Origin of the sequence: Pseudomonas sp. A25(2017), assembly GCF_002001065.1 — a bacterium.
Lineage (GTDB): Bacteria > Pseudomonadota > Gammaproteobacteria > Pseudomonadales > Pseudomonadaceae > Aquipseudomonas > Aquipseudomonas kilonensis.
In genome coordinates this window covers 64,898-91,182 of sequence record NZ_MUOA01000043.1, presented here as the reverse complement: position 1 = coordinate 91,182, position 26,285 = coordinate 64,898, and the positions used below count along the sequence as shown (strand labels likewise).

General features: G+C 62.2%; 27 protein-coding genes. 18 read left to right on the top strand and 9 right to left on the bottom strand.

Annotation, left to right across the window (positions count from 1 at the left end; all coding sequences use genetic code 11):
• The first annotated feature begins 6 nt into the window (after nucleotides 1-6).
• Together B0E42_RS04670 and B0E42_RS04665 are read left to right on the top strand one after the other, a co-directional pair.
• Complete coding sequence (locus B0E42_RS04670) at nucleotides 7-492, top strand: chemotaxis protein CheW (protein ID WP_003199144.1); 486 nt, start codon at nucleotides 7-9, stop codon at nucleotides 490-492.
• Nucleotide 493: 1 nt separating this feature from the next.
• Nucleotides 494-889, top strand: a complete 396-nt coding sequence (locus B0E42_RS04665) for a DUF2802 domain-containing protein (protein WP_003183966.1) — start codon at nucleotides 494-496, stop codon at nucleotides 887-889.
• Between the two features lie 331 nt (nucleotides 890-1,220).
• On the opposite strand, the gene B0E42_RS04660 is transcribed toward B0E42_RS04665, so the two are convergent.
• Together B0E42_RS04660 and B0E42_RS04655 are read right to left on the bottom strand one after the other, a co-directional pair.
• Nucleotides 1,221-1,550 (bottom strand): EscU/YscU/HrcU family type III secretion system export apparatus switch protein, encoded by a 330-nt coding sequence (locus B0E42_RS04660; protein WP_003199146.1) that lies wholly within the window; start codon nucleotides 1,548-1,550, stop codon nucleotides 1,221-1,223.
• Nucleotides 1,547-3,118 carry a flagellar hook-length control protein FliK gene (locus B0E42_RS04655; protein WP_077505849.1) on the bottom strand — a complete coding sequence of 524 codons (1,572 nt, stop codon included), beginning with the start codon at nucleotides 3,116-3,118 and terminating at the stop codon, nucleotides 1,547-1,549. Before B0E42_RS04655 ends, B0E42_RS04660 begins: the two co-directional genes overlap by 4 nt.
• A 198-nt stretch (nucleotides 3,119-3,316) precedes the next feature.
• Here B0E42_RS04655 and ccmA point away from each other — a divergent pair, with 198 nt between their 5' ends.
• The 11 genes from ccmA (at nucleotide 3,317) to B0E42_RS04595 (ending at nucleotide 13,183) form a co-directional block, all read left to right on the top strand.
• A complete protein-coding gene (ccmA, locus tag B0E42_RS04650) occupies nucleotides 3,317-3,952 on the top strand; it encodes a cytochrome c biogenesis heme-transporting ATPase CcmA (protein WP_024618187.1) in 636 nt (211 codons plus the stop codon).
• Nucleotides 3,949-4,617: a heme exporter protein CcmB gene (gene ccmB, locus B0E42_RS04645; protein ID WP_003199151.1), complete on the top strand. Its 669-nt coding sequence runs from the start codon at nucleotides 3,949-3,951 to the stop codon at nucleotides 4,615-4,617. Before ccmA ends, ccmB begins: the two co-directional genes overlap by 4 nt.
• 94 nt (nucleotides 4,618-4,711) lie before the next feature.
• Entirely contained in the window at nucleotides 4,712-5,464 is a 753-nt protein-coding gene (locus B0E42_RS04640; RefSeq protein WP_077505847.1) for a heme ABC transporter permease, read from the top strand.
• Nucleotides 5,464-5,640, top strand: coding sequence for a heme exporter protein CcmD (gene ccmD / locus B0E42_RS04635; RefSeq protein WP_014337190.1), 177 nt, complete (start codon nucleotides 5,464-5,466; stop codon nucleotides 5,638-5,640). The genes B0E42_RS04640 and ccmD overlap by 1 nt, the downstream gene beginning before the upstream one ends.
• Nucleotides 5,637-6,092: a cytochrome c maturation protein CcmE gene (gene ccmE / locus B0E42_RS04630; RefSeq protein WP_014337191.1), complete on the top strand. Its 456-nt coding sequence runs from the start codon at nucleotides 5,637-5,639 to the stop codon at nucleotides 6,090-6,092. Before ccmD ends, ccmE begins: the two co-directional genes overlap by 4 nt.
• 3 nt (nucleotides 6,093-6,095) lie before the next feature.
• Nucleotides 6,096-8,084 (top strand): heme lyase CcmF/NrfE family subunit, encoded by a 1,989-nt coding sequence (locus tag B0E42_RS04625; RefSeq protein ID WP_024618188.1) that lies wholly within the window; start codon nucleotides 6,096-6,098, stop codon nucleotides 8,082-8,084.
• Nucleotides 8,081-8,617 carry a DsbE family thiol:disulfide interchange protein gene (locus tag B0E42_RS04620; RefSeq protein WP_053178514.1) on the top strand — a complete coding sequence of 179 codons (537 nt, stop codon included), beginning with the start codon at nucleotides 8,081-8,083 and terminating at the stop codon, nucleotides 8,615-8,617. Before B0E42_RS04625 ends, B0E42_RS04620 begins: the two co-directional genes overlap by 4 nt.
• Nucleotides 8,614-9,087, top strand: a complete 474-nt coding sequence (locus B0E42_RS04615; RefSeq protein WP_018606539.1) for a cytochrome c-type biogenesis protein — start codon at nucleotides 8,614-8,616, stop codon at nucleotides 9,085-9,087. Before B0E42_RS04620 ends, B0E42_RS04615 begins: the two co-directional genes overlap by 4 nt.
• Nucleotides 9,080-10,282 carry a c-type cytochrome biogenesis protein CcmI gene (ccmI, locus tag B0E42_RS04610; protein WP_053186580.1) on the top strand — a complete coding sequence of 401 codons (1,203 nt, stop codon included), beginning with the start codon at nucleotides 9,080-9,082 and terminating at the stop codon, nucleotides 10,280-10,282. Before B0E42_RS04615 ends, ccmI begins: the two co-directional genes overlap by 8 nt.
• 14 nt (nucleotides 10,283-10,296) lie before the next feature.
• Nucleotides 10,297-10,704, top strand: coding sequence for a hypothetical protein (locus B0E42_RS04605; RefSeq protein ID WP_018606535.1), 408 nt, complete (start codon nucleotides 10,297-10,299; stop codon nucleotides 10,702-10,704).
• Nucleotides 10,705-11,089: 385 nt separating this feature from the next.
• Nucleotides 11,090-13,183 carry an LTA synthase family protein gene (locus tag B0E42_RS04595; RefSeq protein WP_077505843.1) on the top strand — a complete coding sequence of 698 codons (2,094 nt, stop codon included), beginning with the start codon at nucleotides 11,090-11,092 and terminating at the stop codon, nucleotides 13,181-13,183.
• A 63-nt stretch (nucleotides 13,184-13,246) separates the two neighbouring features.
• Here B0E42_RS04595 and B0E42_RS04590 read toward each other — a convergent pair whose 3' ends face one another.
• A complete protein-coding gene (locus B0E42_RS04590; protein WP_003183939.1) occupies nucleotides 13,247-13,399 on the bottom strand; it encodes a DUF3309 family protein in 153 nt (50 codons plus the stop codon).
• A gap of 230 nt (nucleotides 13,400-13,629) precedes the next feature.
• Here B0E42_RS04590 and B0E42_RS04585 point away from each other — a divergent pair, with 230 nt between their 5' ends.
• The 3 genes from B0E42_RS04585 to csrA all read left to right on the top strand — a co-directional run bounded on the left by B0E42_RS04585 (nucleotide 13,630) and on the right by csrA (nucleotide 15,187).
• Nucleotides 13,630-14,445, top strand: coding sequence for an SDR family oxidoreductase (locus B0E42_RS04585; protein ID WP_018606529.1), 816 nt, complete (start codon nucleotides 13,630-13,632; stop codon nucleotides 14,443-14,445).
• Nucleotides 14,446-14,502: 57 nt separating this feature from the next.
• Nucleotides 14,503-14,835, top strand: a complete 333-nt coding sequence (locus B0E42_RS04580; protein WP_033062619.1) for a YnfA family protein — start codon at nucleotides 14,503-14,505, stop codon at nucleotides 14,833-14,835.
• A gap of 151 nt (nucleotides 14,836-14,986) precedes the next feature.
• Nucleotides 14,987-15,187: a carbon storage regulator CsrA gene (gene csrA / locus B0E42_RS04575; RefSeq protein WP_018606525.1), complete on the top strand. Its 201-nt coding sequence runs from the start codon at nucleotides 14,987-14,989 to the stop codon at nucleotides 15,185-15,187.
• On the opposite strand, the gene B0E42_RS04570 is transcribed toward csrA, so the two are convergent.
• From B0E42_RS04570 to mnmC, 5 genes are all read right to left on the bottom strand, one after another.
• Nucleotides 15,176-15,403 carry a YheU family protein gene (locus B0E42_RS04570; RefSeq protein WP_003199186.1) on the bottom strand — a complete coding sequence of 76 codons (228 nt, stop codon included), beginning with the start codon at nucleotides 15,401-15,403 and terminating at the stop codon, nucleotides 15,176-15,178. The genes csrA and B0E42_RS04570 overlap by 12 nt on opposite strands.
• Nucleotides 15,404-15,613: 210 nt before the next feature.
• On the bottom strand, nucleotides 15,614-16,804 hold the full coding sequence (locus B0E42_RS04565; protein ID WP_077505841.1) for an osmoprotectant NAGGN system M42 family peptidase: 1,191 nt from the start codon (nucleotides 16,802-16,804) through the stop codon (nucleotides 15,614-15,616).
• Nucleotides 16,805-17,036: 232 nt separating this feature from the next.
• On the bottom strand, nucleotides 17,037-18,782 hold the full coding sequence (gene ngg / locus B0E42_RS04560; RefSeq protein WP_053178518.1) for an N-acetylglutaminylglutamine synthetase: 1,746 nt from the start codon (nucleotides 18,780-18,782) through the stop codon (nucleotides 17,037-17,039).
• Between the two features lie 3 nt (nucleotides 18,783-18,785).
• Nucleotides 18,786-20,558: an N-acetylglutaminylglutamine amidotransferase gene (locus B0E42_RS04555; RefSeq protein ID WP_046063010.1), complete on the bottom strand. Its 1,773-nt coding sequence runs from the start codon at nucleotides 20,556-20,558 to the stop codon at nucleotides 18,786-18,788.
• A 284-nt stretch (nucleotides 20,559-20,842) separates the two neighbouring features.
• Nucleotides 20,843-22,825: a bifunctional tRNA (5-methylaminomethyl-2-thiouridine)(34)-methyltransferase MnmD/FAD-dependent 5-carboxymethylaminomethyl-2-thiouridine(34) oxidoreductase MnmC gene (gene mnmC / locus B0E42_RS04550; protein ID WP_077505839.1), complete on the bottom strand. Its 1,983-nt coding sequence runs from the start codon at nucleotides 22,823-22,825 to the stop codon at nucleotides 20,843-20,845.
• 229 nt (nucleotides 22,826-23,054) lie between these two features.
• Between mnmC and pap the strand changes: the two genes are divergently transcribed.
• On the top strand, nucleotides 23,055-24,572 hold the full coding sequence (gene pap, locus B0E42_RS04540; protein ID WP_077505837.1) for a polyphosphate:AMP phosphotransferase: 1,518 nt from the start codon (nucleotides 23,055-23,057) through the stop codon (nucleotides 24,570-24,572).
• A gap of 103 nt (nucleotides 24,573-24,675) precedes the next feature.
• The gene (locus tag B0E42_RS04535; RefSeq protein WP_018602913.1) at nucleotides 24,676-25,860 is read left to right on the top strand and encodes a thiolase family protein; all 1,185 of its coding nucleotides are present in this window, start codon (nucleotides 24,676-24,678) and stop codon (nucleotides 25,858-25,860) included.
• Between the two features lie 191 nt (nucleotides 25,861-26,051).
• Here B0E42_RS04535 and B0E42_RS04530 read toward each other — a convergent pair whose 3' ends face one another.
• Nucleotides 26,052-26,249 carry a DUF6316 family protein gene (locus tag B0E42_RS04530; protein ID WP_018602915.1) on the bottom strand — a complete coding sequence of 66 codons (198 nt, stop codon included), beginning with the start codon at nucleotides 26,247-26,249 and terminating at the stop codon, nucleotides 26,052-26,054.
• Between the last annotated feature and the right edge of the window lie 36 nt (nucleotides 26,250-26,285).

Below are 26,285 nucleotides of genomic sequence, written 5' to 3'. Positions count from 1 at the left end.
CAGGGTATGAATGATAAGGCGTCGTCTCAAAAGGGTTCTGAAGATCCGATTCTGCAATGGGTGACCTTCAAGCTCGATAACGAAACCTACGGCATCAACGTGATGCGCGTTCAGGAAGTGCTGCGCTATACCGAGATCGCCCCGGTTCCGGGTGCGCCGAGCTACGTGCTGGGCATCATCAACCTGCGTGGCAACGTGGTCACGGTGATCGATACCCGCCAGCGCTTCGGCCTGATGAATGCCGAGATCAGCGACAACACCCGGATCGTCATCATCGAAGCCGACAAGCAAGTGGTTGGCATCATGGTCGACAGCGTCGCCGAAGTGGTTTACCTGCGTCAGTCGGAAATCGAGACTGCGCCGAACGTGGGTAACGAAGAATCCGCCAAGTTCATTCAGGGCGTGTGCAACAAGAACAACGAGTTGTTGATTCTGGTTGAACTGGACAAGATGATGAGCGAAGAAGAGTGGTCGGAACTGGAGAGTATCTGATTTGATTCTTGAGGTAGCAGTCATTGTCCTGTTCCTTTTCTGGGCAGGCACGCTGGCGATGTTCTTGGCGTACATACGTGGCCAGCGGCAGATCGCCGCTCAGCAGGCCCAGGGCGATGCGTTGCGCGACCAGCGCATCAAGGACCTGGCCAAGCGCGTCGACGATTACCAGAACGGCACCGTGCGCATGGGCGAAGCGCTCCATGAGCTGCGTGCCGTGGTCGCGCCGTTGCCGGATAAACTCGCCCAGTTGGAACAGCGCGACCCCTCCAGCCTGTCCTTCGCCCAGGCCGCCCGCCTGGTGGGCATGGGCGCCAGCGTCGACGAACTGACCCAAGCCTGCGGCCTGACCCAGGCCGAGGCGGAGTTGATGAGCAAGCTGCACAAGGGCGGCTGAACGCATTCTCCCCAATCCAATGTGGGAGCCTGCTCGCGATAGCGGTGTGTCAGTCTCTCAATATTGACTGACAGGGCCCCATCGCGAGCAGGCTCGCTCCCACAGGTTTTTCTGGGGCTTGCAGATTGATCATTTTCAACCCAAAACGCAGCCCAGGTGGCTAATACCTGTCAGTTAAACAGCAAACCTGTGGGAGCAAAGCTTGCTCGCGATTGCGGTAAGCCAGCCGACAACAATATTGGCGACTCTGCCGCTATCGCGAGCAAGCTTTGCTCCCACAGGATTATGCCGTTTGCTCCTAACTGACAGGCATTAGTCCAGGTGGCTGTGATTAATAATCGTCGCCGCGGTCGGTCACATCCTTTTCGACACTCGGCGCATTCGGGTCGTAGCCCTGGGGAAACTTGCCCTTGAGGTTCCAGGCGAACGCAATGATCTCGGCAATCGTGCGGTACAGTTCCTCCGGGATGCTGTCCCCCAATTCCATCCGTGCCAGCAACTTCACCAGCTCGGCATTTTCATAGATCGGTACTTCACTCTCCCGGGCGATGCGCAGGATTTCCTCAGCCAGGGCTTCGTCGCCCTTGGCGGTGAGGGTCGGGGCGTGGTGGCCGTCGTACTTGAGGGCAATGGCCTGGCGGGGTTCGGTGTGGGTTGTCATGCGGTTTCGTCCACCCAGCGTTGTTCCAGGCGAGTCTTGGGGCCTTGGGGCGGGGTGCCGAGGTGGCAGTCCAGGTCGCCGACGTTCAGGCCACAAGTCACCAGGCGCTCACGCAAGGCTGTCAGGTTGCTTACGATCAGGCTCGCGGTGTACGGCCGTTCGGCCCACAACTGGCTGGAGAGGCTGCCGCTGAGCAACTGGGCCTGAACCTGCAGTGGGCCGAGCGGTTCCATGTCGAATGCCAGTTCCACCCGCCAGAGCTGCTGTTTCGGCTCGCGTTCTTCCCTGCGCTCGTTTGGCTGCTCCCGGGGCGGGGTTTCCTCGCGCTGGAACTTGACCTGCAACGGCACGATGTCCTGCAAGTTGCGCATCGGGATTTCCAATTGCCAGGTGCTCATCAGCCGACCGTCGTCGGTCAGGCCGGTCTGCTCCAGGCTCGACAATTGATGGCTTTGCAAGCGTGACACGGCGGCAGCGGCCAGGCGCAGCAGGTGTTCGAGGTCGCCTTCTTCGTCCTGGCCTTTCATCTGGCGAGAGGGCAGGGGGAAGCTGGTGGGTTGCGGCTTGGCGCTGACCTGGCCGAGCATCCCCAGGGCACTGCGGACGAAGCTCGGCAGGACTTGGGCCAGCGTATTGGCGGCAATGATGGCGCCGAGGTTGGTGGAGGCGGGCAGGGCCGGTGTCAGTTGGGCGATCAGTTTCAGCAGGTCGCCTTTCATGTCCGGCGCCAGGCTCGGTGGTTGCCCGGCGAGCAATTTGCTTTCCAGGAATACGCCGCTGGCGACCATGGCTTGGGCCAAACCCTTGGGTGTGCTCAGTTGCTGGACGTCCGGCAGGCCAGCCAGCAAACGAGTCACCGCGGCGCGCAGCTCGGTGCCGGTGTCGTCAGTGGCCGGCAGGTTTTGCAGGGCGCTGATCAGGCTGTCCAGCGAGCCCTGGCGACTCACTTGGGTGACCAGTTGCTGGCTTACCGCCAATTGCTCCTGGCGGTTGCTCAGCGGAACGAACTTCAGCGTCTGGGCATCTTGCACCTGGGCGCTCAACAGCGTGCCGATGCGCAGCGGTTGGGGGCTGTCGATGTCCAGGGTGCTGCCCGCCTGGGCGGTGTTGAGCAAGCTTACCAACGATCGATACACCGCCGGTTGCCCTGGCAGCTGCGGCAACGCCTGACTGGTCAGCACTTTGCCTTGCAGCAGGGTGCCTACCGGCAACTGCGTGGTGTCGATTCGGGTGAGGGTGGCGACGCTGGAGGCGACGGCCTGTTGCACGGCAATCGCCAGGTTGCTGGCGGACGGCTGCGTCACGGCCAGGCTGGTGCCCTGGGGCAACGGCTGGGTGCTGGTGGCCTGCACGGTGGTCTGGCGGCCGCTCTCCAGGGTGACCTTGAGCAACAGCTGGAAAGTCTGGTCGGCCTGCTTGAGCGATAGCACTTCGGCCTGGGCAGTCTGGCCCGAGCCGATCAGGCCTTGGGCCGGCACCAGCAGTTTGAGCAACTCGCCACTGACCGCCGGCATACGCGTCGTTGCCGTGGCCTGGGGCAGCGGCAGGATGTTCATGTCGCCTGTCATCTGCGGTCTTACCTTGGGAAAATAAGCCCTCTTTAGCGTAGGGCATCACATGTATAATGCCGCCCGTCTTTCAGGGAGTGGCGAAAACCTTGCAATTGTTTGACGCAGCTCTGTGGAACAGGTCGTCAAAGCATCTATGCTGCACCTCTTTAACGGCCGCTGCACCGCCGACTTGAACCGTATAAGGCCCGCGATCCCTTGAGCAATCCTCTCCTGCAAACCGTCGGCCTCGCCTGTGAGCGAGACTTGCGACTGCTTTTCGAAAATCTCGAATTGAGACTCTCGCGTGGCGATATGGTGCAAATCAGTGGCCCCAACGGCAGTGGCAAGACCAGCCTGCTGCGCCTGTTGGCCGGATTGATGCAGCCCACCGCAGGCCAGGTGTTGCTCAATGGCCAACCCTTGCACAGCCAGCGCAGCGAACTGGCCCGCAACCTGCTCTGGATCGGCCATGCCGCCGGCATCAAGGACTTGCTGACCCCCGAAGAAAACCTCAGTTGGCTCTGCGCATTGCATACGCCGGCCGGCCGCGAGGCGATCTGGCAGGCGTTGGCGGCGGTAGGGCTGCGCGGCTTCGAAGACGTGCCGAGCCACACCCTGTCCGCCGGCCAGCAACGCCGCGTGGCCCTGGCCCGGCTGTACTTGGACAGCCCTCCGTTGTGGATTCTCGACGAACCATTCACCGCCCTGGACAAGCAGGGCGTCGCGCAGCTCGAGGAACACCTGGCCCGGCACTGTGAAAACGGCGGCATGGTGCTCTTGACCACCCACCACACGCTGGCGCGAATGCCGGCCGGTTATCGCAATATTGATCTGGGGAACTGGGCCGTATGAGTGTGTTTGGCCTGTTGCTTGCCCGCGAGGCGCGCCTGCTGTTCCGTCGTCCGGCCGAACTGGCCAATCCGCTGGTGTTCTTCGCGATCGTCATCGCGCTGTTCCCGTTGGCGGTCGGTCCGGAGACTCAATTGTTGCAAACCTTGTCTCCGGGGCTGGTCTGGGTGGCCGCGCTTTTATCGGTCCTGCTCTCGCTGGACGGGCTTTTCCGCAGTGATTTCGAAGACGGTTCACTGGAACAGTGGGTCCTTTCGTCGCACCCCCTGGCCCTTCTGGTTTTGGCCAAGGTACTGGCACACTGGGTTTTTTCCGGGCTGGCGCTGGTGCTGCTCTCGCCGTTGCTGGCGATGATGCTGGGGCTGCCCGGCGCGTGCATGCCGGTGCTGCTGGTGTCGCTGCTGCTGGGCACGCCGGTGCTGAGCCTGCTCGGTGCGGTGGGCGCGGCATTGACGGTGGGTTTGAAGCGCGGCGGCCTGTTGCTGGCGCTGCTGATCCTGCCGTTGTATATCCCGGTCTTGATCCTGGGCAGTGGTGCCTTGCAAGCGGCCTTGCAAGGGATGCCCGCGACCGGTTATCTGCTGTGGCTTGGGAGCCTGACCGCCCTGGCGATAACCCTGACACCCTTTGCAATAGCCGCTGGCCTGAAAATCAGCGTCGGCGAATAATAACGAGGCCAGGTCAAAAACTGACCACTTCTTCGGAAGTAAAGGCTGACCCGGCGGTTCGCGATGGCGAGCCGCAACCGTGATGGAAACAGCAATGAACTGGACCTGGTTTCACAAGCTCGGCTCACCCAAATGGTTCTACGGCATCAGCGGCAAACTGCTCCCATGGTTGAGCATTGCTGCGTTGGTGCTGATTGGTTTTGGCGTAGTCTGGGGCCTGGCCTTCGCACCGCCGGACTACCAGCAAGGCAACAGCTTCCGCATCATCTACATCCACGTGCCCACGGCGATGCTGGCCCAGTCCGTCTACGTGATGCTGGCGGTGTGCGGTGTGGTCGGGCTGGTGTGGAAGATGAAGCTGGCCGACGTCGCCCTGCAATGCGCCGCCCCCATTGGCGCCTGGATGACCGCCGTGGCGCTGGTCACCGGGGCTATCTGGGGCAAACCGACCTGGGGTTCGTGGTGGGTCTGGGATGCGCGACTGACGTCGATGTTGATCCTGCTGTTCCTGTACTTCGGTCTTATTGCGCTGGGCAACGCCATCAGCAATCGTGACAGTGCCGCCAAGGCCTGTGCCGTGCTGGCGATTGTCGGTGTGATCAACATCCCGATCATCAAGTACTCGGTGGAGTGGTGGAACACCCTGCACCAGGGCGCGACCTTCACCCTCACCGAAAAACCGGCGATGCCCGTCGAAATGTGGCTGCCGCTGTTGCTGACTGTGCTGGGTTTCTACTGTTTCTTCGGCGCGGTGCTGTTGCTGCGCATGCGCCTGGAAGTGCTCAAGCGCGAGTCCCGGGCCAGTTGGGTGAAGGCCGAAGTACAGAACAGCCTGGAGGCCGCTTGATGAGTTTCGCTTCATTCGGCGATTTCCTCGCCATGGGCCATCATGGCCTGTATGTCTGGTCAGCCTATGGCATTTGCCTGGCAGTGGTAGTCCTCAACGTGGCGGTGCCGATCCTGGCCCGCAAGCGGTATCTGCAACAAGAGGCGCGTCGTCTGCGCCGGGAGAACGGTCAGTGAATCCGCTGCGCAAAAAACGTCTTATCATCATTCTTGCGATCCTGGTGGGTGTCGGTGCCGCAGTCGCCCTGGCCCTGAGCGCCTTGCAGCAGAACATCAACCTGTTCTACACCCCGACCCAGATCGCCAACGGCGAAGCGCCGAAAGACACGCGTATCCGTGCCGGCGGCATGGTGGAAAAAGGTTCGCTGGTGCGTTCCGGGGATTCGCTGGACGTGAAGTTCAACGTCACCGACTTCAGCAAGACCGTGACCATCACCTATCGCGGCATCCTTCCGGACCTGTTCCGCGAAGGGCAGGGCATCGTCGCCCTGGGCAAGCTCAATGCCGACGGCGTGGTGGTGGCCGATGAAGTGCTGGCCAAGCACGACGAAAAATACATGCCGCCGGAAGTGACCAAGGCCCTGAAAGACAGCGGCCAGTCGGCGCCCGCTCCCGTGAAGGAGGGCTGATCGATGACGACCGGCATCTTTATTCCCGAATTGGGCCACCTGGCGATGATCCTGGCCCTGTGTTTCTCCCTGGTACAGGCCGTGGTGCCCTTGCTCGGTGCCTGGCGCGGCGACCGCTTGTGGATGAGCCTCGCCCAACCGGCGGCGTGGGGGCAGTTCGCCTTTATGCTGTTTGCCTTCGGTTGCCTGACCTATGCGTTCATGGCCGATGACTTTTCCGTGGAGTACGTCGCCAGCAACTCCAACAGCGCCTTGCCTTGGTACTACAAGTTCAGCGCCGTGTGGGGTGCCCACGAGGGGTCGCTGTTGCTCTGGGCGTTGATCCTCGCCGGCTGGACCTTCGCCGTCTCGGTGTTCTCCCGACAGTTGCCGCAAGTGATGCTGGCGCGGGTGCTGGCGGTGATGGGCATGATCAGCACCGGTTTCCTGCTGTTTTTGATCGTCACCTCCAACCCGTTCGAGCGCATCCTGCCGCAGATGCCGACGGATGGCCGCGACCTCAACCCATTGCTGCAAGACATCGGCCTGATCGTTCACCCGCCGATGCTCTACATGGGCTACGTCGGCTTTTCCGTGGCCTTCGCTTTCGCCATCGCCGCGTTGCTCGGTGGTCGTCTCGATGCCGCATGGGCGCGCTGGTCGCGTCCATGGACCATCGTCGCCTGGGCCTTCCTCGGCATCGGCATCACCCTCGGTTCGTGGTGGGCCTACTACGAACTCGGCTGGGGCGGCTGGTGGTTCTGGGACCCGGTGGAAAACGCCTCGTTCATGCCCTGGTTGGTGGGCACGGCGCTGATCCACTCCCTGGCCGTCACGGAAAAACGCGGTGTGTTCAAGAGCTGGACCGTACTGCTGGCCATCGCGGCGTTCTCGCTGAGCCTGCTGGGGACGTTCCTGGTGCGTTCCGGCGTGCTGACGTCGGTGCACGCCTTCGCCTCGGACCCTGAACGTGGCGTGTTCATCCTGATGTTCCTGATGTTCGTGGTCGGCGGCTCGCTGACGTTGTTCGCCCTGCGTGCGCCAGTGGTCAAGAGCCAGGTCGGCTTCAACCTCTGGTCGCGGGAAACCCTGCTGCTGGGCAACAACCTGGTGTTGGTGGTGGCCGCGTCGATGATCCTGCTGGGAACGTTGTACCCGCTGGTGCTCGACGCGCTGTCCGGCGCCAAGCTGTCGGTCGGGCCGCCGTACTTCAATGCGCTGTTCATCCCGCTGATGGCGATCCTGATGGTGGTGATGGCCATCGGCATGCTGGTGCGCTGGAAAGACACTCCGGTCAAGTGGCTGCTGGGCATGTTGACCCCGGTGCTGCTGGGCACGGCCGCTCTGGCCGTGGTGGCCGGCGTGGCGTATGGCGACTTCAACTGGGCGGTGCTGGCGACGTTCGTGCTGGCGGCCTGGGTGTTGCTGGCGGGTGTGCGGGACATCTTCGACAAGACCCGGCACAAAGGCCTGATCAAGGGCCTGCCGACCCTGACCCGCAGTTACTGGGGTATGCAGATCGCCCACCTGGGCATCGCCGTCTGCGCCCTGGGCGTGGTGCTGTCCAGCCAGAACAGCGCCGAGCGCGACCTGCGCCTGGCGCCGGGAGAGTCCATGGACCTGGCCGGTTATCAGTTCGTTTTCGAGGGTGCCAAACATTTCGAGGGCCCGAACTTCACGTCCGACAAAGGCACCGTGCGGGTCATCCGCAACGGCCAGGAAATCACTGTGCTGCACCCGGAAAAACGTCTCTACACCGTGCAGAACTCGGTCATGACCGAAGCCGGGATCGATGCCGGTTTTACCCGCGATCTCTACGTGGCGCTGGGCGAGTCCCTGGGCGACGGCGCGTGGGCGGTGCGGGTCCACGTCAAGCCGTTCGTGCGCTGGATCTGGTTCGGTGGCTTGCTCACCGGCCTGGGTGGGGTGCTGGCGGCGCTGGATCGTCGTTATCGAGTCAAGGTGAAAACCCGGGTGCGTGAAGCCCTGGGTGTGACGGGAGCCACTGCATGAAACGTTGGTTGATGTTGGTGCCGCTGGCATTGTTCCTGTTGATGGCGGTGTTTTTGTACCGGGGGCTGTACCTGAATCCGACCGCGTTGCCCTCGGCGATGATCGGTAAGCCGTTCCCGGAGTTTTCCCTGCCTTCGGTGCAAGGTGACAGGACCCTGACCCGCGCCGACCTGCTGGGCAAGCCGGCCCTGGTCAACGTATGGGGCACCTGGTGCATTTCCTGCCGGGTTGAACACCCGGTGCTGAACAAGCTGGCCCAGAACGGCGTGGTGATCTACGGCGTCAACTACAAGGACGTCAACGCCGACGCCTTGAAGTGGCTGGCCGAGTTCCATAACCCGTATCAGCTGGACATCCGCGACGAAGACGGCTCCCTGGGCCTGAACCTGGGTGTCTACGGGGCGCCGGAAACCTTCTTCATCGATGCCAAGGGCATCATCCGCGACAAGTTCGTCGGCGTGATCGACGAACAGGTCTGGCGCGAGAAACTGGCTGCCAAATATCAGGCTCTGGTGGACGAGGCCAAGCCATGAAGCGCTGGTTAGCCGCTGCCATCCTCGGTTTGAGCCTGGCCGGTGTGGCCCATGCCGCCATCGACACCTACGAATTCGCCAACGACGGCGAGCGCGAGCGGTTTCGCGAACTGACCAAGGAACTGCGCTGCCCCAAGTGCCAGAACCAGGACATCGCCGACTCCAACGCGCCGATTGCCGCCGACTTGCGCAAGGAAATCTTCCGCATGCTCGGCGAGGGCAAGGACAACCAGCAGATCATCGATTTCATGGTCGATCGCTACGGTGAGTTCGTGCGTTACAACCCCGCCCTGTCCTCCAAGACCGCGCTGCTCTGGTTCGGCCCTGCCGGGCTGTTGCTTGGCGGTTTCGTGGTCATTGCAGTGATCGTCCGTCGGCGCCGGGTCCAGCGCACGGCCGCCCCGGACACGCTTTCTGTCGAAGAGCGCCAGCGCCTCGACCAACTGTTGGATAAAACCAAGCATGATTGATTTCTGGCTCGCCGCAGGTCTGCTTCTTCTGGTTGCCCTGAGTTTTCTGTTGATCCCTGTACTGCGTGGTCGCCGCGCCCAGTTGGAGGAGGACCGTACCGCGCTCAACGTGGCGTTGTATCAGGAACGCGTCGCCGAATTGCAGACCGAGCGGGAGGAGGGCGTGCTCAACGCCGCGCAACTGGACACCGGTCGCGCCGAAGCCGCCCGTGAACTGCTCGCCGACACCGAGGGTGCCGATGCGCCGCGCGAATCCCGGTTGGGCAAGCCGTTGCCGTTGCTCGCCGCCGTGCTGGTGCCGGTGCTGGGCCTGGCGCTGTACCTGCATTTCGGCGCCAGCGACAAGGTCGAGTTGACCCGTGAGTTCGCCCAGGCGCCGCAGTCGATGGAAGAGATGACCCAGCGCCTGGAGCGTGCGGTGGCGGCGCAGCCGGATAACGCCGAGGGCCTGTATTTTCTCGGGCGTACCTACATGGCCCAGGATCGACCCGCCGACGCGGCGAAGCTCTTCGAGCGCACCGTGGCGGTGGCCGGTCGTCAACCCGAACTGCTGGGCCAATGGGCCCAGGCGCAATATTTTGCCGATGGCAAGAAATGGTCGGACAAACTCCAGGCCCTGACCGACGAAGCGTTGAAGCTCGATCCGAAGGAAGTCACCAGCCTCGGCCTGTTGGGCATTGCTGCCTTTGAAGGTGAACGCTATCAGGACGCGATCAATTACTGGGGGCGTCTGCTGGTGGAACTGCCGGAGGGTGACAAGTCCCGTGAAGCGCTGCAGGGCGGCATCACCCGCGCCACCGAGAAGCTGCAAGCCAGCGGCGGCAAGGTCGCCCAGGCGCCGGTGACCAAGGCTGCGGCATTGCTCAAGGTGCGCGTCGACCTGGCGCCGGCACTCAAGGCCAAGGTGCAACCGGGCGACAGCGTGTTCATCTTCGCTCGCGCCGTTTCCGGCCCTCCCGCGCCGCTGGCCGCCAAGCGCCTGACGGTCGCCGATCTGCCGGTCACGGTAGAACTGGGTGACGCGGACGCAATGATGCCGCAGTTGAAACTGTCGAACTTCCCCGAAGTCCAACTGGTGGCGCGCATCTCCCGGGCCGGCCAGCCGACCGCCGGTGAGTGGATCGGCCGCAGCCAGCCCCTGGCGAGCAGCACCACGGCGCCGCAACAACTGACCATCGACAGCCCGGACAAATAACAGGAATTCGCACCATGACCGCCATCGCTCGTATCACCCTGCTCACGCTCGTCATGGGCCTGAGCGCTTGTGCGGTCCAGCGTCCGTCGGAGCCCTCGGCGCCGCTGCCACCGATCCCACCGTCGACCCCGACCACCAAACCGGCCCCGTCCAAACCGCCGCTCAAGCCTGCCATCCCGAACAAACCGGCCAAACCACTGCCGCGCACCTCTGCCAGCTTCGCTCCGCCGCCAGGTGGCAATAGCCACTGGGACGCCAAGCTTGGGGTCTATGTGCTGGACAACCAGACGAACACGTTCTATCGCCAGCGTACCTATTATCGCTGGAACAACGGTTGGAGCCGTTCCGTCAGCCCAAATGGCCCATGGGAAGACACCACCATCGAAGGCGTGCCGGCGGGCTTGGGGCGCCAATTCCACTAAGCGCCGGGAACCCCTGGAGCCAAAGGGGGCATCTGTGGGAGCACAGCTTGCTCGCGGAACAGGCGCCTCGATTTCTGAAAGACCGCATCGCCTTTATCGCGAGCAAGCTTTGCTCCCACAGATAAATCAATCCCCTTGCCACAATAGTGTTCGGCTCATCCGCATCAGCAGGCTGGGCTTTTTGTGTTTCTGAATATTCTTTGAACGAAATTTTCACCACGTCTTGCGGACAATCCCCTGCGCTCATATCGCCACCGGTTATTTAATGGCAATGCGATAGCCGTTTGTGCACATTTGCACACGCCCCGAGGCCAGGCTTTGGTCAACCGAGGGCGCGCCGTTGTTTCTTTTTGTCACTCCAATTCCGATAGGGTCCTTAAACGACATGGCAATCCCGGACGCCCTTAGTCAGCAGCGTACTACGCATCGCCTGCTGCAACCGACCGTCAAATCGCACCTGGCCTACACGTTGCTTTGTGCCTTGGTGATGATGGTCATGTTCAGCCTGCTGCGCTTGGCGCTGCTGGTCTATAACCGCGAAATGATCCTCGACACGCCGGCTTCGACCTTCGTTGAAGCCTTCGTCAACGGCCTGCGTTTGGACTTGCGCCTGGTGGTCTACCTCTGCATCCCGTTGCTGCTGGCGTTGTTCAGCGCAAGGGCCATGGCGGCCCGTGGGTTCTTTCGTTTCTGGCTGACTGTCACTTCCAGCATCGCGCTGTTCCTGGGCTTGATGGAGATGGATTTCTACCGTGAATTCCACCAGCGCCTCAACGGCCTGGTCTTCCAGTATGTGAAGGAAGACCCGAAAACCGTGATGAGCATGCTCTGGTACGGTTTCCCGGTGGTGCGCTACCTGCTGGCCTGGGTCGGCGGCACCATCGTCCTCAGCCTGGCGTTCAAGGGCGCCGACCGCGCCACGCGTCCCCGTGGGCCGTTCAGTGGCGGCACCATCGGCACCCGCCAGATCGCCCCGTGGTATGGGCGGGTCGCGGTGTTCATGGTTTGCCTGCTGGTGGCCGTGGCCGCTGCGCGTGGCACCTTGCGCCAAGGGCCGCCCCTGCGCTGGGGCGACGTCTACACCACCGATTCGAACTTCGCCAACCAGTTGGGCCTCAACGGCACCTTGTCGCTGGTGGCCGCGGCCAAGAGCCGGATGTCCGAAGACCGTGACAACATCTGGAAAGCCACCCTTGAGCAACCGCTGGCACAGCAGACCGTGCGCGACATGCTGGTGATGCCTGACGATAAACTGGTGGATACTGCGACAGCCGCCGTGCGCCGCGACTACACGCCGCCGGCGGACAAGACCCTGCCGATCAAGAACGTGGTCGTGATCCTCATGGAAAGCATGGCCGGTCACTCGGTGGGAGCCCTGGGCGCGCCGGGCAACATCACGCCTTACATGGACAAACTGTCCAAGGAAGGCCTGCTGTTCGACCGTTTCTTCTCCAACGGTACCCACACCCACCAAGGCATGTTCGCCACCATGGCGTGCTTCCCGAACCTGCCGGGTTTCGAATACCTGATGCAGACGCCGGAAGGCAGCCACAAGCTGTCGGGCCTGCCGCAACTGCTCAGCGCTCGTAACTACGACGATGTGTACGTCTACAACGGCGATTTCGCCTGGGACAACCAATCGGGTTTCTTCGGCAGCCAGGGCATGACCACGTTCATCGGGCGTAACGACTTCGTGAACCCGGTGTTCTCCGATCCGACCTGGGGGGTGTCCGACCAGGACATGTTCGACCGTGGCCTGATCGAGCTCAAGGCGCGGGAAAACGGCAAGCCGTTCTATGCCTTGCTGCAAACCCTGTCCAACCACACCCCTTATGCGTTGCCGACGCCGTTGCCGGTCGAGCGGGTCACCGACCGTGGCAGCCTGAACGAACACCTGACCGCCATGCGCTATTCCGACTGGGCGCTGGGCCAGTTCTTCGAGAAGGCGCGTAAAGAGCCTTACTTCAAGGAAACGCTGTTCGTGGTGGTCGGCGACCATGGCTTTGGCAACGAACGCCAGATCACCGAGATGGACCTGGGCCGTTTCCACGTGCCGATGCTCTTGATCGGCCCGGGCGTCCAGGAAAAATTCGGCCAGCTTAGCCACACCGTGGGCACTCAAGTCGACATCGTGCCGACCATCATGGGCCGGATCGGTGGGCAGGTGCGTAACCAGTGCTGGGGCCGTGACCTGCTGAACCTGCCGCAAGGCGATCCCGGTTTTGGTGTGATCAAGCCGTCAGGCAGTGATCAGACCACCGCGATTATCCATGGTGACACCGTCCTGATGCTTCCGAAGGAAAAGGAAATGGCGCCGAAGATGTATCGCTATGAGCTGGGCGCCAAACCGCATGAGCAAATTATCCAGAATGCACCTGACGCTGCCGAGATGAAACTCAAGCTCGAATCTTTCCTGCAAACCGCGACCAAGAGCCTGTTGGATAACACCGCTGGCGTCGTTGACGGCAAGCCGGACTGATAAAACGGCGAGCATAAAAAAGAGGCCTGAAAAGGCCTCTTTTTTTGGCACTTACTTAGTGGTTTATATTTTGCCCAGTAATAGCAGGACCAGCAGCACCACCAACACGACACCGATGATACCGGACGGGCCGTAACCCCAACTTCTGGAGTGCGGGAAGACCGGAAGGCCACCGATCAGCAGGAGAATCAGGATAATGATGAGAATTGTGCCCATTGTAGATTTCCTTATTGGTCAGTTCTGGAGTGATACAACTTTCAACTGCCAGCGCGCATGCGTTAAATCCGGGCGGCTTAATAAATCTGACCGTAGCGCTTTGTAGAAAATTCAAAGTTTTTATACGTCTACGGTTTGCCCTTGCCATTCAGCAATCTGATGGAGCTTGGTCCGTCGAACGCCTTCGCTACACTCGGCCTATCTCTCCCGGAACAACAAGGCTGTTTGCTATGCAAAATCGCATGATGATCACTGGTGCCGGCTCTGGCCTGGGTCGCGAAATCGCGCTGCGCTGGGCTCGCGAAGGCTGGCGCCTGGCCTTGTCGGATGTCAGCGAGCCAGGCCTTGTGGAAACCCTCAAACTCGTGCGCGCCGCCGGTGGCGACGGCTTCATCCAGCGCTGCGATGTGCGCGACTACAGCCAATTGACTGCGTTCGCCCAGGCCTGCGAAGAGAAGCTCGGGGGCATCGATATCATCGTCAACAATGCCGGCGTGGCCTCGGGCGGCTTCTTCAGTGAACTCTCGCTGGAGGATTGGGACTGGCAGATCGCGATCAACCTCATGGGGGTGGTCAAGGGCTGCAAGGCGTTCCTGCCGCTATTGGAAAAAAGCCGCGGCAAGATCATCAACATCGCCTCCATGGCAGCCCTGATGCAGGGGCCGGCCATGAGCAACTACAACGTAGCCAAGGCTGGCGTCGTGGCGTTGTCGGAAAGCCTGCTGGTGGAACTGGCGCAGCAGGAGATCGGTGTACACGTGGTGTGTCCGTCGTTCTTCCAGACCAATCTGCTGGACTCCTTCCGCGGCCCGACCCCGGCCATGAAGGCCCAGGTTGGCAAGTTGCTGGAAAGCTCACCGATCAGCGCCACGGATATTGCCGACTACATCTACCAGCAGGTCGCCCAGGGCCAGTTCATGATCCTGCCCCACGAACAGGGACGCATGGCTTGGGCGCTCAAGCAGAAGAATCCGCAGTTGCTGTACGACGAAATGACCGTCATGGCCGACAAGATGCGCGCCAAGGCCCGGCAAAACCTCAATTGACCTGGATGCCCGATGTCCTCAGGATGGCGCCACTCGGCCTTCCTGATGGACATTTGCATGCTCAATTACCTGTGGTTTTTTCTCGCCGCGCTGTTTGAGATCGCGGGCTGCTACGCCTTCTGGATGTGGTTGCGCCAGGGCAAGAGCGCCTGGTGGATCGTTCCGGCGTTGCTCAGCCTCACGGTGTTCGCCCTGTTGCTGACCCGCATCGAAGCGACGTATGCCGGGCGCGCCTACGCCGCCTATGGCGGCATCTATATCGTTGCCTCGATCGGTTGGCTGGCGATGGTCGAGCGAGTGCGACCACTGGGGTCCGACTGGATTGGCGTGGCGCTCTGCGTGTTGGGGGCGAGTGTGATTCTCTTCGGCCCGCGGTTCTCGGCACCCTGAAATAACCGGCGATCCGACAGGGTTTTGCAGGAAATTTCCGTCAGTCACGAGAACTTTGCTTGTAGGGCCTTACTGAATTCTCGCGGGTGTCTTGAGAACGGGAAACAGGCCGGGCATGGTCAGGGTCCAGACATTCTTAAGGACAAGAACCATGCTTGTACTAAGCCGCGCTGTAGGTGAGTTGATTTCCATCGGTGACGATATTTCCGTCCGTGTGCTGTCGGTCAGTGGCGGCACCGTGCGTTTTGGCGTGGAAGCGCCACGGCACGTCGATGTCCATCGCTCCGAAATCTACGACAAGATCCAGAGGAAAAAGGCCCAGGCCACTCGCAAGGCCTGTTCAGTCGAATAGGTGCTTGGGCACGTCGTGCTTGAGCATCAGTTGGCACTGTTCGCTTTCGGGGTCGAAGACGATCAACGCCTGGCCTTTGGTCAGGGCTTGCCTGACCCGTAGAACCCGGGTTTCCAGGGGCGTGTCGTCACCATTGTCGGTGCCGTCGCGGGTCACGAAGTCCTCGATCAGGCGGGTGAGCGTGTCGACTTCGAGTTGGTCGTGGGGGATGAGCATGGAGTACCTCGGCTAGACAATGGGGCGATGCTACGGCCAATGGGCTTTTGCGGCTAGCCTTGGGTTTTGCGGCGTTTGTTCAGACCCATCGCGAGCAGGCTCGCTCCCACATTGGTTCTGCGTCGAGCACAAAGTTCAAGTCCAATGAAGATCAACCTGTGGGAGCGAGCCTGCTCGCGATAGCGATATGCCTGCAATGAAAATGCTGGGTCAGTTATCGGAGCGCTGCCCCACCAAGCTATCCACCGATGGCACCCGAGTATCACTTTCCATCTGGGTATCGTGTTCGATCTGATGACTGAAGCGGTCCTGCGAGCCTTGGGCCGGTTGCGCGTCGCTGGCGAACACCGGCGGGCTGAGGATGTAGGCGCCGAGCAGGCGACTGAGGGCGGCCAGGCTGTCGATGTGGGTGCGTTCGTAGCCATGGGTGGCGTCGCAGCCGAAGGCGAGCAGGGCGGTGCGAATGTCGTGGCCGGCGGTAATGGCTGAATGGGCATCGCTGAAGTAGTAGCGGAACAGGTCGCGGCGTGCCGGTACGTCGTTTTCCTTGGCCAGTTTCAGCAAGTGCCGCGACAGGTGATAGTCGTAAGGGCCTCCAGAGTCTTGCATCGCCACGCTGACTGCATGTTCGCTTGAATGTTGGCCAGGGGCGACGGGCGCGATGTCGATGCCGACGAATTCGCTGACATCCCAGGGCAGTGCGGCGGCCGCACCGCTGCCGGTTTCCTCGGTGATGGTGAACAGTGGGTGACAATCGATCAGCAGTTCTTCACCGCTGTCGACAATCGCCTTGAGCGCCGCCAGCAACGCCGCGACCCCAGCCTTGTCGTCCAGGTGCCGGGCGCTGATATGGCCACTTTCGGTGAATTCCGGCAAGGGATCGAAGGCGACGTAATCGCCGATGCCCACCCCCAGGGTTTCGCAATCGGCGCGGGTGGCGCAATAAGCGTCCAGGCGCAGCTCGATGTGGTCCCAACTGATGGGCAGTTCATCCACGGCGGTATTGAACGCGTGCCCGGATGCCATCAACGGCAGCACGCTGCCACGGATCACGCCGGTGTCGGTGAACAGGCTGACCCGGCTGCCTTCGGCAAAACGGCTGGACCAGCAACCCACCGGGGCCAGGGTCAGGCGGCCGTTGTCCTTGATGGCCCGCACCGAGGCACCAATGGTATCCAAGTGCGCCGACACGGCCCGGTCGGGGCTGCTCTTGCGCCCCTTGAGCGTGGCGCGGATCGTGCCACGGCGGGTCATTTCAAAAGCGATACCCAGCTCTTCGAGCCGCTCGGCGACGTAGCGCACGATGGTGTCGGTAAAGCCGGTAGGGCTGGGAATGGCGAGCATCTCCAGCAGGACCTTTTGCAGGTATTCGAGATCCGGTTCGGGAATTTTGCTGATCATGGAAACTCCTCACGGAACATTAAGTTGAAATAGGGAAACCTTGTGGCCAGAGATTGCTCCCGCTGGGCTCTGTAGGAGCTGGCGAAGGCTCGGGCCGCGTTCGGACGATCTTTTGATCTTTCGCTTGGGATTCAAGTGTCTGGGGAAAGATCGCAGCCTCGTTGCACTCGACAGCTCCTACACGGCTCCTACAAGCCCAGCGGGAGCAAGCTCCCTCGCCACAGAAGCAGGGCTAAGCCACCGGCTGGCTATGGGGAAACAACAAATCCACAAAGCGCTCGGCGGTGGGTTGTGGTTCGTGATTGGCCAGGCCTGCGCGTTCGTTGGCTTCGATGAACACGTATTCGGGTTGATCGGCCGCCGGCACCAACAGGTCGAGGCCGACCATGGGGATGTCCAGCGCCCGTGCGGCGCGTACCGCCGCATCAGCGAGGGTCGGATGCAGGATGCCGGTGACATCCTCCAGCACGCCGCCGGTATGCAGGTTCGCCGTACGCCGTACGAACAGGTGCTCCCCGGCGGGCAGCACGCTGTCGTAGTCGAACCCCGCCGCGCTGAGCGTGCGCAGGGTCTCGGCATCCATCGGGATTTTGCTTTCGCCGCCCGTGGCCGCTTGCCGTCGGCGGCTCTGGGCTTCGATCAACGCGCCGATGGTGTGCCGGCCATCGCCGATCACCTCCGCCGGGCGCCGGATCGCCGCCGCCACCACTTCAAAACCGATCACCAGGATGCGCAGGTCCAGCCCCTCGTGGAAACTTTCCAGCAAGACCTGGCTATCGAACTGCCGGGCCGCTTCGATGGCGTTCTGTACCTCCTCGATGGTGCGCAGATCCACCGCCACGCCTTGGCCCTGTTCACCGTCCAGCGGCTTGACCACCACCCGTTCGTGCTCGTCGAGAAACGCCAGGTTGTCATCGGCATTGCCCGCCAACTGTTGGGCCGGCAGGTTCAGGCCGGCGTTTTTCAGCACTTTGTGCGTCAGGCTTTTGTTCTGGCACAGCGTCATGCTGATGGCGCTGGTCAGGTCGCTCAAGGATTCGCGGCATCGGACCCGGCGGCTGCCATGGACCAGGGTAAACAAGCCGGCCTCGGCATCGTCCACCTGCACGTCAATGCCTCGGCGGTGAGCTTCTTCGACAATGATTCGCGCATAAGGATTGAACTGCGCTTCCGGGCCTGGCCCCAGGAACAACGGCTGGTTGATGCCGTTCTTGCGTTTGATGGCGAAGGTCGAAAGATTGCGAAAGCCGAGTTTGGCGTAGAGGTTCTTCGCCAGGCGATTGTCGTGCAACACCGACAGGTCGAGGTAACTCAAGCCACGGCTCATGAAATGCTCGATGAGATGACGCACCAGCACTTCGCCAACACCGGGACGCGGACATTGCGGATCGACGGCCAGGCACCAGAGGCTGCACCCGTTTTCCGGGTCGTTGAAGGCCTTCTGGTGATTCAGGCCCATGACGCTGCCGATCACCGCACCGGTGTCGTCATCTTCGGCCAGCCAGTAGACCGGGCCGCCCTCATGGCGCGGGGTCAGGCGCAGCGGGTCGATGGGCAACATGCCCCGGGCCTGGTAGAGCTGGTTGATGGCCTGCCAGTCGGTCTCGCTCTGGGCCCGGCGAATCCGGAAACCGCGAAACACCCGGGTGGACGGGCGATAGTCGCTGAACCACAAGCGCAAGGTGTCGGACGGATCGAGGAACAGTTGTGCCGGTTCCAGCCCCAGTACTTGCTGGGGCGCGGCCACGTACAAGGCAATGTCGCGTTCGCCGGGTTGTTCGTTGAGCAGTTCCTGGGCCAGGCTCGCCGGGTCCGGGAAGGTATGGCCGATCAACAGTCGGCCCCAGCCGCAATGCACCGCGATCGGGTCGGCACCCAACTCGCTGCCGTCTTCGGCCAGGCGTGCCTGCAGGCGTTCGTAGGAGGGCGCCTGGCCGCGCAAGAGACGTTGGTTGTGAACGGTTGCGTGAGGTTTCATCGATCAGATTCCTTGCTCGCTGAGCCACAGGTTCAGCGCCGCCAGTTGCCACAGTCGCGAGCCGCGCAATGGCGTGAGCTGGCCGTTGGGGTCGGTCAGCAGGCGGTCGAGCATGGCCGGGTTGAACAGGCCGCGGTCCTGGCTCGGGTCCAGCAGCAGCTCGCGAACCCAGGCCAGGGTGTTGCCTTCCAGGTGCTTGAGGCCTGGCACCGGGAAATAGCCTTTCTTGCGGTCGATCACCTCGCCGGGGATCACCCGCCGGGCGGCTTCCTTGAGCACCTGCTTGCCGCCATCGGGCAGCTTGAACTTCGCTGGGACCCGCGCCGAGAGTTCCACCAGGCGGTAGTCCAGGAAGGGTGTGCGCGCTTCCAGGCCCCAGGCCATGGTCATGTTGTCGACACGCTTGACCGGGTCGTCCACCAGCATCACGGTGCTGTCCAGGCGCAGGGCCTTGTCTACCGCCGCATCGGCCCCGGGCTGAGCGAAATGTTCTTTGACGAAGTCACCGGCCGCGTCGTTGGCCGTCAGCCATTTGGGCTGCACGGTGGCGGCATATTCTTCGTAGCTGCGGTCGAAGAACGCGGCGCGATAGGCCGCGTACGGATCGCTGGCGCCATCGACCTGCGGGTACCAGTGGTAACCGGCGAACAGCTCGTCGGCGCCCTGGCCGCTTTGCACCACTTTGCAGTGCTTGGCCACTTCCCGCGACAGCAGGTAGAAGGCGATGCAGTCGTGGCTGACCATCGGTTCGCTCATGGCACGGAACGCTGCCGGCAGTTGCTCGATGATCTCTTTTTCGTCGATACGCAGTTGGTGGTGGCGGGTGCCGTAGTGCTTGGCGATCAGGTCCGAATACTGGAACTCGTCACCGCGCTCGCCGCCGGCATCCTGGAAACCGATAGAGAAGGTCGACAGGTCTTCTACGCCGACTTCCCGCAGCAGGCCCACGAGCATGCTCGAATCGACGCCACCGGAAAGCAGTACGCCGACATCCACGGCGGCGCGTTGGCGAATGGCGACCGCTTCACGGGTGCTGTCGAGCACGCGATCGATCCAGTCTTCCAGGTTCAGGTGCTGTTCGTCGGCTCGAGGGCCGTAGGGCAGGGTCCACCAGGTTTTCTGCTCGGTGCTGCCGTCGGCTTCGATGCGCATCCAGGTGGCGGGCGGCAGTTTTTCAACACCGGCCAGCAAGGTGCGGGGTGCCGGGACCACCGCGTGGAAATTCAGGTAATGGTTGAGAGCCACCGGGTCGAGCATCGGGTTGATGTCGCCGCCCTTGAGCAGCGCCGGCAACGCCGAGGCGAAACGCAGCCGCTGGCCGGTGCGTGACAGGTACAGCGGCTTGACGCCGAGGCGGTCGCGGGCGATGAACAGCCGCTTGGCATCGCGTTCCCAGATGGCGAAGGCGAACATGCCGTTGAGCTTGGGCAGCAGCGCTTCGCCCCAGGCGTGGTAGCCCTTGAGCAGCACTTCGGTGTCACCACCGGAATAGAAGCTGTAGCCCAGGCCTTCGAGTTCGCTGCGCAGTTCCGGGTAGTTGTAGATCGCGCCGTTGAAGGCCAGGGACAGGCCCAGTTGGTTGTCGATCATCGGCTGGGCCGAGCCGTCCGACAGGTCCATGATTTTCAGGCGCCGATGGCCAAGGGCAATTGGCCCCTGGCTATGAAAACCCCAGGCGTCGGGGCCGCGAGGGGCCAGGTGATGGGTGATTCGCTCTACGGCCGCAAGGTCCGCAGGTTGTTGATCGAAACGTAACTCTCCAGCTAATCCGCACATAAGTCCTTACCGGTTTTTCCGTTGGGGAGGGGTCAAGCCGCACCCGCCAAAAGGGCGGGTACCCTGAAACTGACCGGAGGGATTGCTGTGAGTTTTAGATCGATGCGTTATAAGCCGGCGGGGTAGGGGGCTAGTCTGCCACGGGATTTCAAAGATAAGCGAACCTGTGGGAGCTGAGCTTGCTCGCGATGGCGGTGGATCAGTCGGCATCTAAGTAGGCTGATCCAACGCCATCGCGAGCAAGCTCAGCTCCCACAGGGTTAGTGGCGGGTCAATAATCGGTGTTAGGCCTTACCCCGAATCAATGCCCGCAACGCGAACCGGTTCGGATGGCAGGCTTCGGCCACGCTGCGGGGCAGGGGCAGGGGTTCGTTGTCCAGCCAGGCGGCGATCAGTTCGCCCGACAGCGGGGCGGTGATCAGGCCGCGGGAGCCGTGGCCGCTGTTGATGTACAGGCCGTCGAGCCACGGGCAGGCAGTGTCCGGCACCTGGCGGGCGTCCTTGCCGAGGGCCGCATAGGCCTCGGTAAAGGCCTGGCGGTCCGCCAACGGTCCGACAATCGGCAGGTAGTCCGGGCTGGTGCAACGGAACGCCGCGCGACCTTCGAGGTGTTCCGGGTCCAGGCTGCCAGCGTTCAGGCGGTCCACCAGGTCTTGGGAGATTTCTTCGAGCATCTGCAGGTTGCCGGCGTGCTCGGCGACCGTGGGCGTCAGGTCGACGCTGTTGAAATCGAAACTGGCGCCCAGGGTGTGCTCGCCCAGCCGCGGCGGAGCCACATAGCCTTCGGCGCACACCACGGTCGCCAGGCTCTGGCTGCGGCTGGTTTGCGGCAGTCGGGTGATTTGCCCGCGAATGCGCTTGAGCGGCAAGTCGGCGGCCGGTTCGAAACGTTTGATTTCGGCGGCGCTGGCGAGGATCGCCACCGGCGCGCTGGCCAGGCAGCGTTCGCCGTCCCATGCCTGCCACTGGCCGTCCACGCGGCGCAGTGACAACACTTCATGATGGGGCTGCACGTCAATCGTCGTGCCCGAGGCTTGCCAGCGACACAACGCCGGCGGATGCACCCAGCCGCCCTCGGGGTAAAACAGACCGCCACAGGCCAGGCCGATGCCGGACCGAAGCTGGGCCTCGGACTGATCGAGGGTATGCAGTAAATCCCTGGGGAACGCCTCGGCCAGTTGCGCTTGACGCTCGGCTTCCTTGTTGTTGAAGGCCAATTGCAAGACGCCGCAGGCGTCCCAGTCAATGCCGCGTTGCAGTTGCTCCAGCACACGCCGGGTGTAGCCGAAGCCGCTGAGGATCATCTGCGATAACGCGGTGCCGTGGGCTGACAGCTTGAGGTACAGCACGCCCTGGGGGTTGCCGGAAGCTTCCTCGGCCAACCCGGCATGACGCTCCAGCAGCGTCACCTGCCAGCCACGCGCGGCGAGGCTCGCGGCGCTGGCACAACCGGCCAGGCCGCCGCCGATCACCAGGGCCCGGCGTTCGCCGGTTGGCAGCACGGGGCGGGCGTACCAGGGTTTTGCTGCAGACGGCGCCGGTGTCTGCTCCGGCCAGCCAAGAAACACACCGCGCAGGATTTCCCACTTATGACCGATGCCCGGCGTGCGCTTCATCTTGAAGCCCGCCGCGTTCAGCAAGCGCCGGACCCAACCGGTGCTGGTGAAGGTGCTGAGGGTAGCGTCGGGGGCGGCCAGCCGGGCCAGTTCGGCGAACAGCTCGGCGGTCCACATCTCGGGGTTCCTGGCCGGCGCAAAACCGTCGAGGAACCAGGCGTCGATCTGCCCGTCCAGTTGCGGCAACTGCTCCAGGGCATCGCCGATCAACAGGGTCAGCGTCACCCGTCCGTCCGCCAGGACCAGGCGCTGGAAACCCTGGTGGATCGCCACGTACTGCTCAAGCAATTGCTCCGCCTGAAGGCTCAGTTGCGGCCACAAGGCCAGCGCCCGGCGCAGGTCCTCGGGGCTCAAGGGGTACTTCTCGACACTGACAAAATGCAGACGGGCGCCTGCCGGTGCACACTGTTCGAACAGTTGCCAGGCGCAGAGGAAATTCAAGCCGGTGCCAAATCCGGTTTCGCCGATCACCAGCCGCCCATCATCGGCCAGGGCCGCGAAACGCTCGGCCAGGTTGTTCTGCTCAAGGAACACATAACGGGTTTCTTCCAGCCCCGACTGGTCGGAAAAATACACATCGTCGAACACCCGCGAACGCGGGCGACCCTGATCATCCCAGTCGAGTTGGGCGTGTTGCTGGATGGGCGTCATGGCTGGCTCGGTCAAAACTGAGCGGCCATTCTAGCCGATTGGATTACCTCGTCTGCTTGTCGATCGTTCCAACGCTCCGCGTGGGAATGCCTCTACGGACGCTCCGCGTTCGGCTTTTTTGGGACGCGGAGCGTCCCTGGCTTCATTCCCACGCGGAGCGTTGGAACGATCACTACGCCGGGCCGCATCCAATCCGCTAGTCTTGAGCCATCCTTGGAAGGAGCTGCCCATGTTTGAATCCGCTGAAATCGGTCATGTCATCGATAAAGACACCTTTGAGGCCGAGGTGCCGGCCCTGCGTGAAGCGCTGCTGGAGGCGCAATTCGAGTTGCAGCAGCAGGGCCGGTTTCCGGTCATCGTGTTGATCAACGGCGTCGAAGGCGCGGGCAAGGGCGAGACGGTGAAGTTGCTCAACGAGTGGATGGACCCGCGGCTGATCGAAGTGCGCACCTTCGACCAACAGACCGACGAGGAACTGGCGCGGCCTCCGGCATGGCGCTACTGGCGGATGCTGCCGGCCAAGGGGCGCATGGGGATTTTCTTCGGCAACTGGTACAGCCAGATGCTGCAAGGCCGGGTCCATGGCGAGTTCAAGGACCCGCGGCTCGACCAGGCGATTGCCGGTGCCGAGCGCCTGGAGAAAATGCTTTGCGATGAAGGCGCGCTGATCTTCAAATTCTGGTTCCACCTCTCCAAGAAACAGATGAAGGCCCGGCTCAAGGGGCTCAAGGATGACCCGCTGCACAGCTGGCGCATCAGCCCGCTGGACTGGCAGCAGTCCCAGACCTACGACAAGTTCGTCAAATACGGCGAGCGTGTGCTGCGCCGCACCAGTCGCGATTACGCGCCGTGGCATGTCATCGAAGGCATGGACAGCTGTTATCGCAGCCTCACCGTCGGGCGGATCCTGCTCGACGGCTTGCGACAGGCCCTGGACCGGTCGAAGATCAAGCCGCAAAAGGTCAACGTGGCGCCGTTGCCTGCGCTGGACGGCCAGGTCACGCTGCTCGACAGCCTGGACATGACTCGCCGCCTGGACAAGGCCGACTACGAAGAGCAACTGATCACCGAGCAGGCGCGGTTCGCCGGCCTGCTGCGGGATAAACGCATGCGCCAGCATGCCTTGGTGGCGGTGTTCGAAGGCAATGACGCGGCAGGCAAGGGCGGGGCGATCCGACGGGTTGCGGCGGCCCTGGACCCGCGCCAATACAGCATCGTGCCGATTGCCGCGCCCACTGAAGAAGAGCGCGCCCACCCCTACATGTGGCGGTTCTGGCGGCATATTCCCGCGCGGGGCAAGTTCACCATGTTCGACCGCTCCTGGTACGGCCGGGTGCTGGTGGAGCGGGTCGAAGGGTTTTGCAGCCAGGCCGACTGGCTGCGGGCCTACGGTGAAATCAACGACTTCGAGGAACAGATCGCCGATGCCGGCGTGGTGGTGGTCAAGTTCTGGCTGGCCATCGACAAGGAAACCCAGCTGGAGCGTTTCCAGGAGCGTGAGGAGATTCCGTTCAAGCGCTTCAAGATCACCGAGGATGACTGGCGCAACCGCGACAAGTGGGACGCCTACCGCGCGGCGGTGTGCGACATGGTCGACCGCACCAGCACCGAGATTTCCCCTTGGACATTGGTGGAAGCCAACGACAAGCGCTGGGCGCGGGTCAAGGTGTTGCGCACCCTCAACCAGGCGCTGGAGGCAGCTTTCGAGCGGACTGCAAAACAGGCTCGCAAGAACAAGAAGGGCTAGGGCGATGGGCACGCATACGCGGGGTGAATGATTGTCGCAGTCGGTTATGCAGTGGATTTATGCTCGATTCACTCTCAACCGACTCCAACAGTGAGGTACAGCCATGCGTGAAGTGGTGATCGTCGACAGCGTACGGACCGGCCTGGCCAAGTCCTTTCGCGGCAAGTTCAACATGACCCGTCCAGACGACATGGCGGCCCATTGTGTCGATGCCTTGCTGGCGCGCAACGACATCAACCCGGCCAGTGTCGAGGACTGCATCGTCGGAGCCGGGTCCAATGAAGGTGCCCAGGGCTACAACCTCGGGCGCAACGTGGCGGTGCTCTCGCAATTGGGCATCGGCACGGCCGGCATGACCCTTAACCGTTTCTGCTCCTCGGGCCTGCAAGCCATTGCCATCGCCGCCAACCAGATCGCTTCCGGTTGCAGCGACATCATCGTGGCGGGCGGCGTGGAATCCATCAGCCTGACGATGAAAAGCGTCAACACCGACAACCTGATCAATCCGCTGCTCAAGGAGCAGGTGCCCGGGATCTATTTTCCCATGGGCCAGACGGCCGAGATCGTTGCCCGTCGTTACCAGGTCAGCCGCGAGGAGCAGGACCGCTACGCCTTGCAGAGCCAGCAACGCACCGCGAAGGCCCAGGCGGCCGGGTTGTTCGATGACGAAATCATCCCGATGGCGGTCAAGTACCGGGTCGAGGACAAGAACACGGGCGCTGTGCAGATCCTCGACGGTGTGGTCGATCGCGACGATTGCAATCGCCCGGACACCACCTACGAAAGCCTGGCAGGCCTGAAACCGGTGTTCGCCGAAGACGGTTCGGTGACGGCGGGTAACTCGTCGCAGTTGTCCGACGGGGCCTCGATGACCTTGGTGATGAGCCTGGAAAAAGCCTTGGCGCTGGGGCTCAAGCCCAAGGCGTTTTTTCGCGGCTTCACCGTGGCCGGTTGCGAGCCGGACGAGATGGGCATCGGCCCGGTGTTTTCAGTGCCCAAGCTGCTCAAGGCCAAGGGCTTGCAGATCGCCGATATCGACCTGTGGGAACTCAACGAGGCGTTTGCTTCCCAGTGTCTGTACAGCCGCAACCGGCTGGAAATCGATCCCGAAAAGTACAACGTCAACGGCGGCTCGATCTCCATCGGCCATCCATTCGGCATGACCGGCTCGCGGCAAGTGGGGCATCTGGTGCGCGAGCTGCAGCGGCGCAACCTGCGCTACGGCATCGTGACCATGTGCGTGGGCGGCGGGATGGGGGCTACGGGGTTGTTTGAGGCGGTTAGATAACCGGGCGCTGACGAGGGGATTATTTATGGCGAGGGGATTTATCTCTGTGGGAGCAAGGCTTGCCCGCGATGAAGTTGATGCGGTCTCTCAAACCGAGGTGTCTGCATCGCGAGCAAGCTTTGCTCCCACAGGGCGTTTCTCCCACAGGTAAATCCCCTCGCCACAAGGAGCTGCGCCAGCCGTGAGAGTGTTTAGCTGGCAACCTGAGTCAGCTGCTGCATCCGCTGGATATACGCTTCGATCTCCATTTCTGCCGCCTCGCGGGTGGCGAACGGACCCTCCTGGGTGCCCTCACGTGTATTGAAATAAAACTCGCCGTTAACCCGGCAGATCCGATCACTGCGAAAAATAGTCGTAGGGGCAGGATCCAAGGCGCGTTTTCCAAGCATGTCGGGTCTCCAGAGTACAGCGAGGTCTGTTTAAAA

Excerpts from the sequence above, each read along its gene's own strand:
- B0E42_RS04535 (WP_018602913.1), top strand. The coding sequence starts at position 24,676 with ATGCGTGAAGTGGTGATCGTCGACAGCGTACGGACCGGCCTGGCCAAG.
- B0E42_RS04640 (WP_077505847.1), top strand. The coding sequence starts at position 4,712 with ATGAACTGGACCTGGTTTCACAAGCTCGGCTCACCCAAATGGTTCTAC.
- ngg (WP_053178518.1), bottom strand. The coding sequence starts at position 18,782 with ATGAAACCTCACGCAACCGTTCACAACCAACGTCTCTTGCGCGGCCAG.
- B0E42_RS04565 (WP_077505841.1), bottom strand. The coding sequence starts at position 16,804 with ATGATCAGCAAAATTCCCGAACCGGATCTCGAATACCTGCAAAAGGTC.
- B0E42_RS04670 (WP_003199144.1), top strand. The coding sequence starts at position 7 with ATGAATGATAAGGCGTCGTCTCAAAAGGGTTCTGAAGATCCGATTCTG.
- B0E42_RS04580 (WP_033062619.1), top strand. The coding sequence starts at position 14,503 with ATGCTCAATTACCTGTGGTTTTTTCTCGCCGCGCTGTTTGAGATCGCG.
- pap (WP_077505837.1), top strand. The coding sequence starts at position 23,055 with ATGTTTGAATCCGCTGAAATCGGTCATGTCATCGATAAAGACACCTTT.
- ccmI (WP_053186580.1), top strand. The coding sequence starts at position 9,080 with ATGATTGATTTCTGGCTCGCCGCAGGTCTGCTTCTTCTGGTTGCCCTG.
- ccmB (WP_003199151.1), top strand. The coding sequence starts at position 3,949 with ATGAGTGTGTTTGGCCTGTTGCTTGCCCGCGAGGCGCGCCTGCTGTTC.
- B0E42_RS04530 (WP_018602915.1), bottom strand. The coding sequence starts at position 26,249 with ATGCTTGGAAAACGCGCCTTGGATCCTGCCCCTACGACTATTTTTCGC.
- mnmC (WP_077505839.1), bottom strand. The coding sequence starts at position 22,825 with ATGACGCCCATCCAGCAACACGCCCAACTCGACTGGGATGATCAGGGT.
- B0E42_RS04660 (WP_003199146.1), bottom strand. The coding sequence starts at position 1,550 with ATGACAACCCACACCGAACCCCGCCAGGCCATTGCCCTCAAGTACGAC.
- B0E42_RS04620 (WP_053178514.1), top strand. The coding sequence starts at position 8,081 with ATGAAACGTTGGTTGATGTTGGTGCCGCTGGCATTGTTCCTGTTGATG.
- B0E42_RS04605 (WP_018606535.1), top strand. The coding sequence starts at position 10,297 with ATGACCGCCATCGCTCGTATCACCCTGCTCACGCTCGTCATGGGCCTG.
- csrA (WP_018606525.1), top strand. The coding sequence starts at position 14,987 with ATGCTTGTACTAAGCCGCGCTGTAGGTGAGTTGATTTCCATCGGTGAC.
- B0E42_RS04590 (WP_003183939.1), bottom strand. The coding sequence starts at position 13,399 with ATGGGCACAATTCTCATCATTATCCTGATTCTCCTGCTGATCGGTGGC.
- B0E42_RS04585 (WP_018606529.1), top strand. The coding sequence starts at position 13,630 with ATGCAAAATCGCATGATGATCACTGGTGCCGGCTCTGGCCTGGGTCGC.
- B0E42_RS04615 (WP_018606539.1), top strand. The coding sequence starts at position 8,614 with ATGAAGCGCTGGTTAGCCGCTGCCATCCTCGGTTTGAGCCTGGCCGGT.
- ccmD (WP_014337190.1), top strand. The coding sequence starts at position 5,464 with ATGAGTTTCGCTTCATTCGGCGATTTCCTCGCCATGGGCCATCATGGC.
- B0E42_RS04555 (WP_046063010.1), bottom strand. The coding sequence starts at position 20,558 with ATGTGCGGATTAGCTGGAGAGTTACGTTTCGATCAACAACCTGCGGAC.
- B0E42_RS04570 (WP_003199186.1), bottom strand. The coding sequence starts at position 15,403 with ATGCTCATCCCCCACGACCAACTCGAAGTCGACACGCTCACCCGCCTG.
- B0E42_RS04655 (WP_077505849.1), bottom strand. The coding sequence starts at position 3,118 with ATGACAGGCGACATGAACATCCTGCCGCTGCCCCAGGCCACGGCAACG.
- B0E42_RS04625 (WP_024618188.1), top strand. The coding sequence starts at position 6,096 with ATGACGACCGGCATCTTTATTCCCGAATTGGGCCACCTGGCGATGATC.
- B0E42_RS04595 (WP_077505843.1), top strand. The coding sequence starts at position 11,090 with ATGGCAATCCCGGACGCCCTTAGTCAGCAGCGTACTACGCATCGCCTG.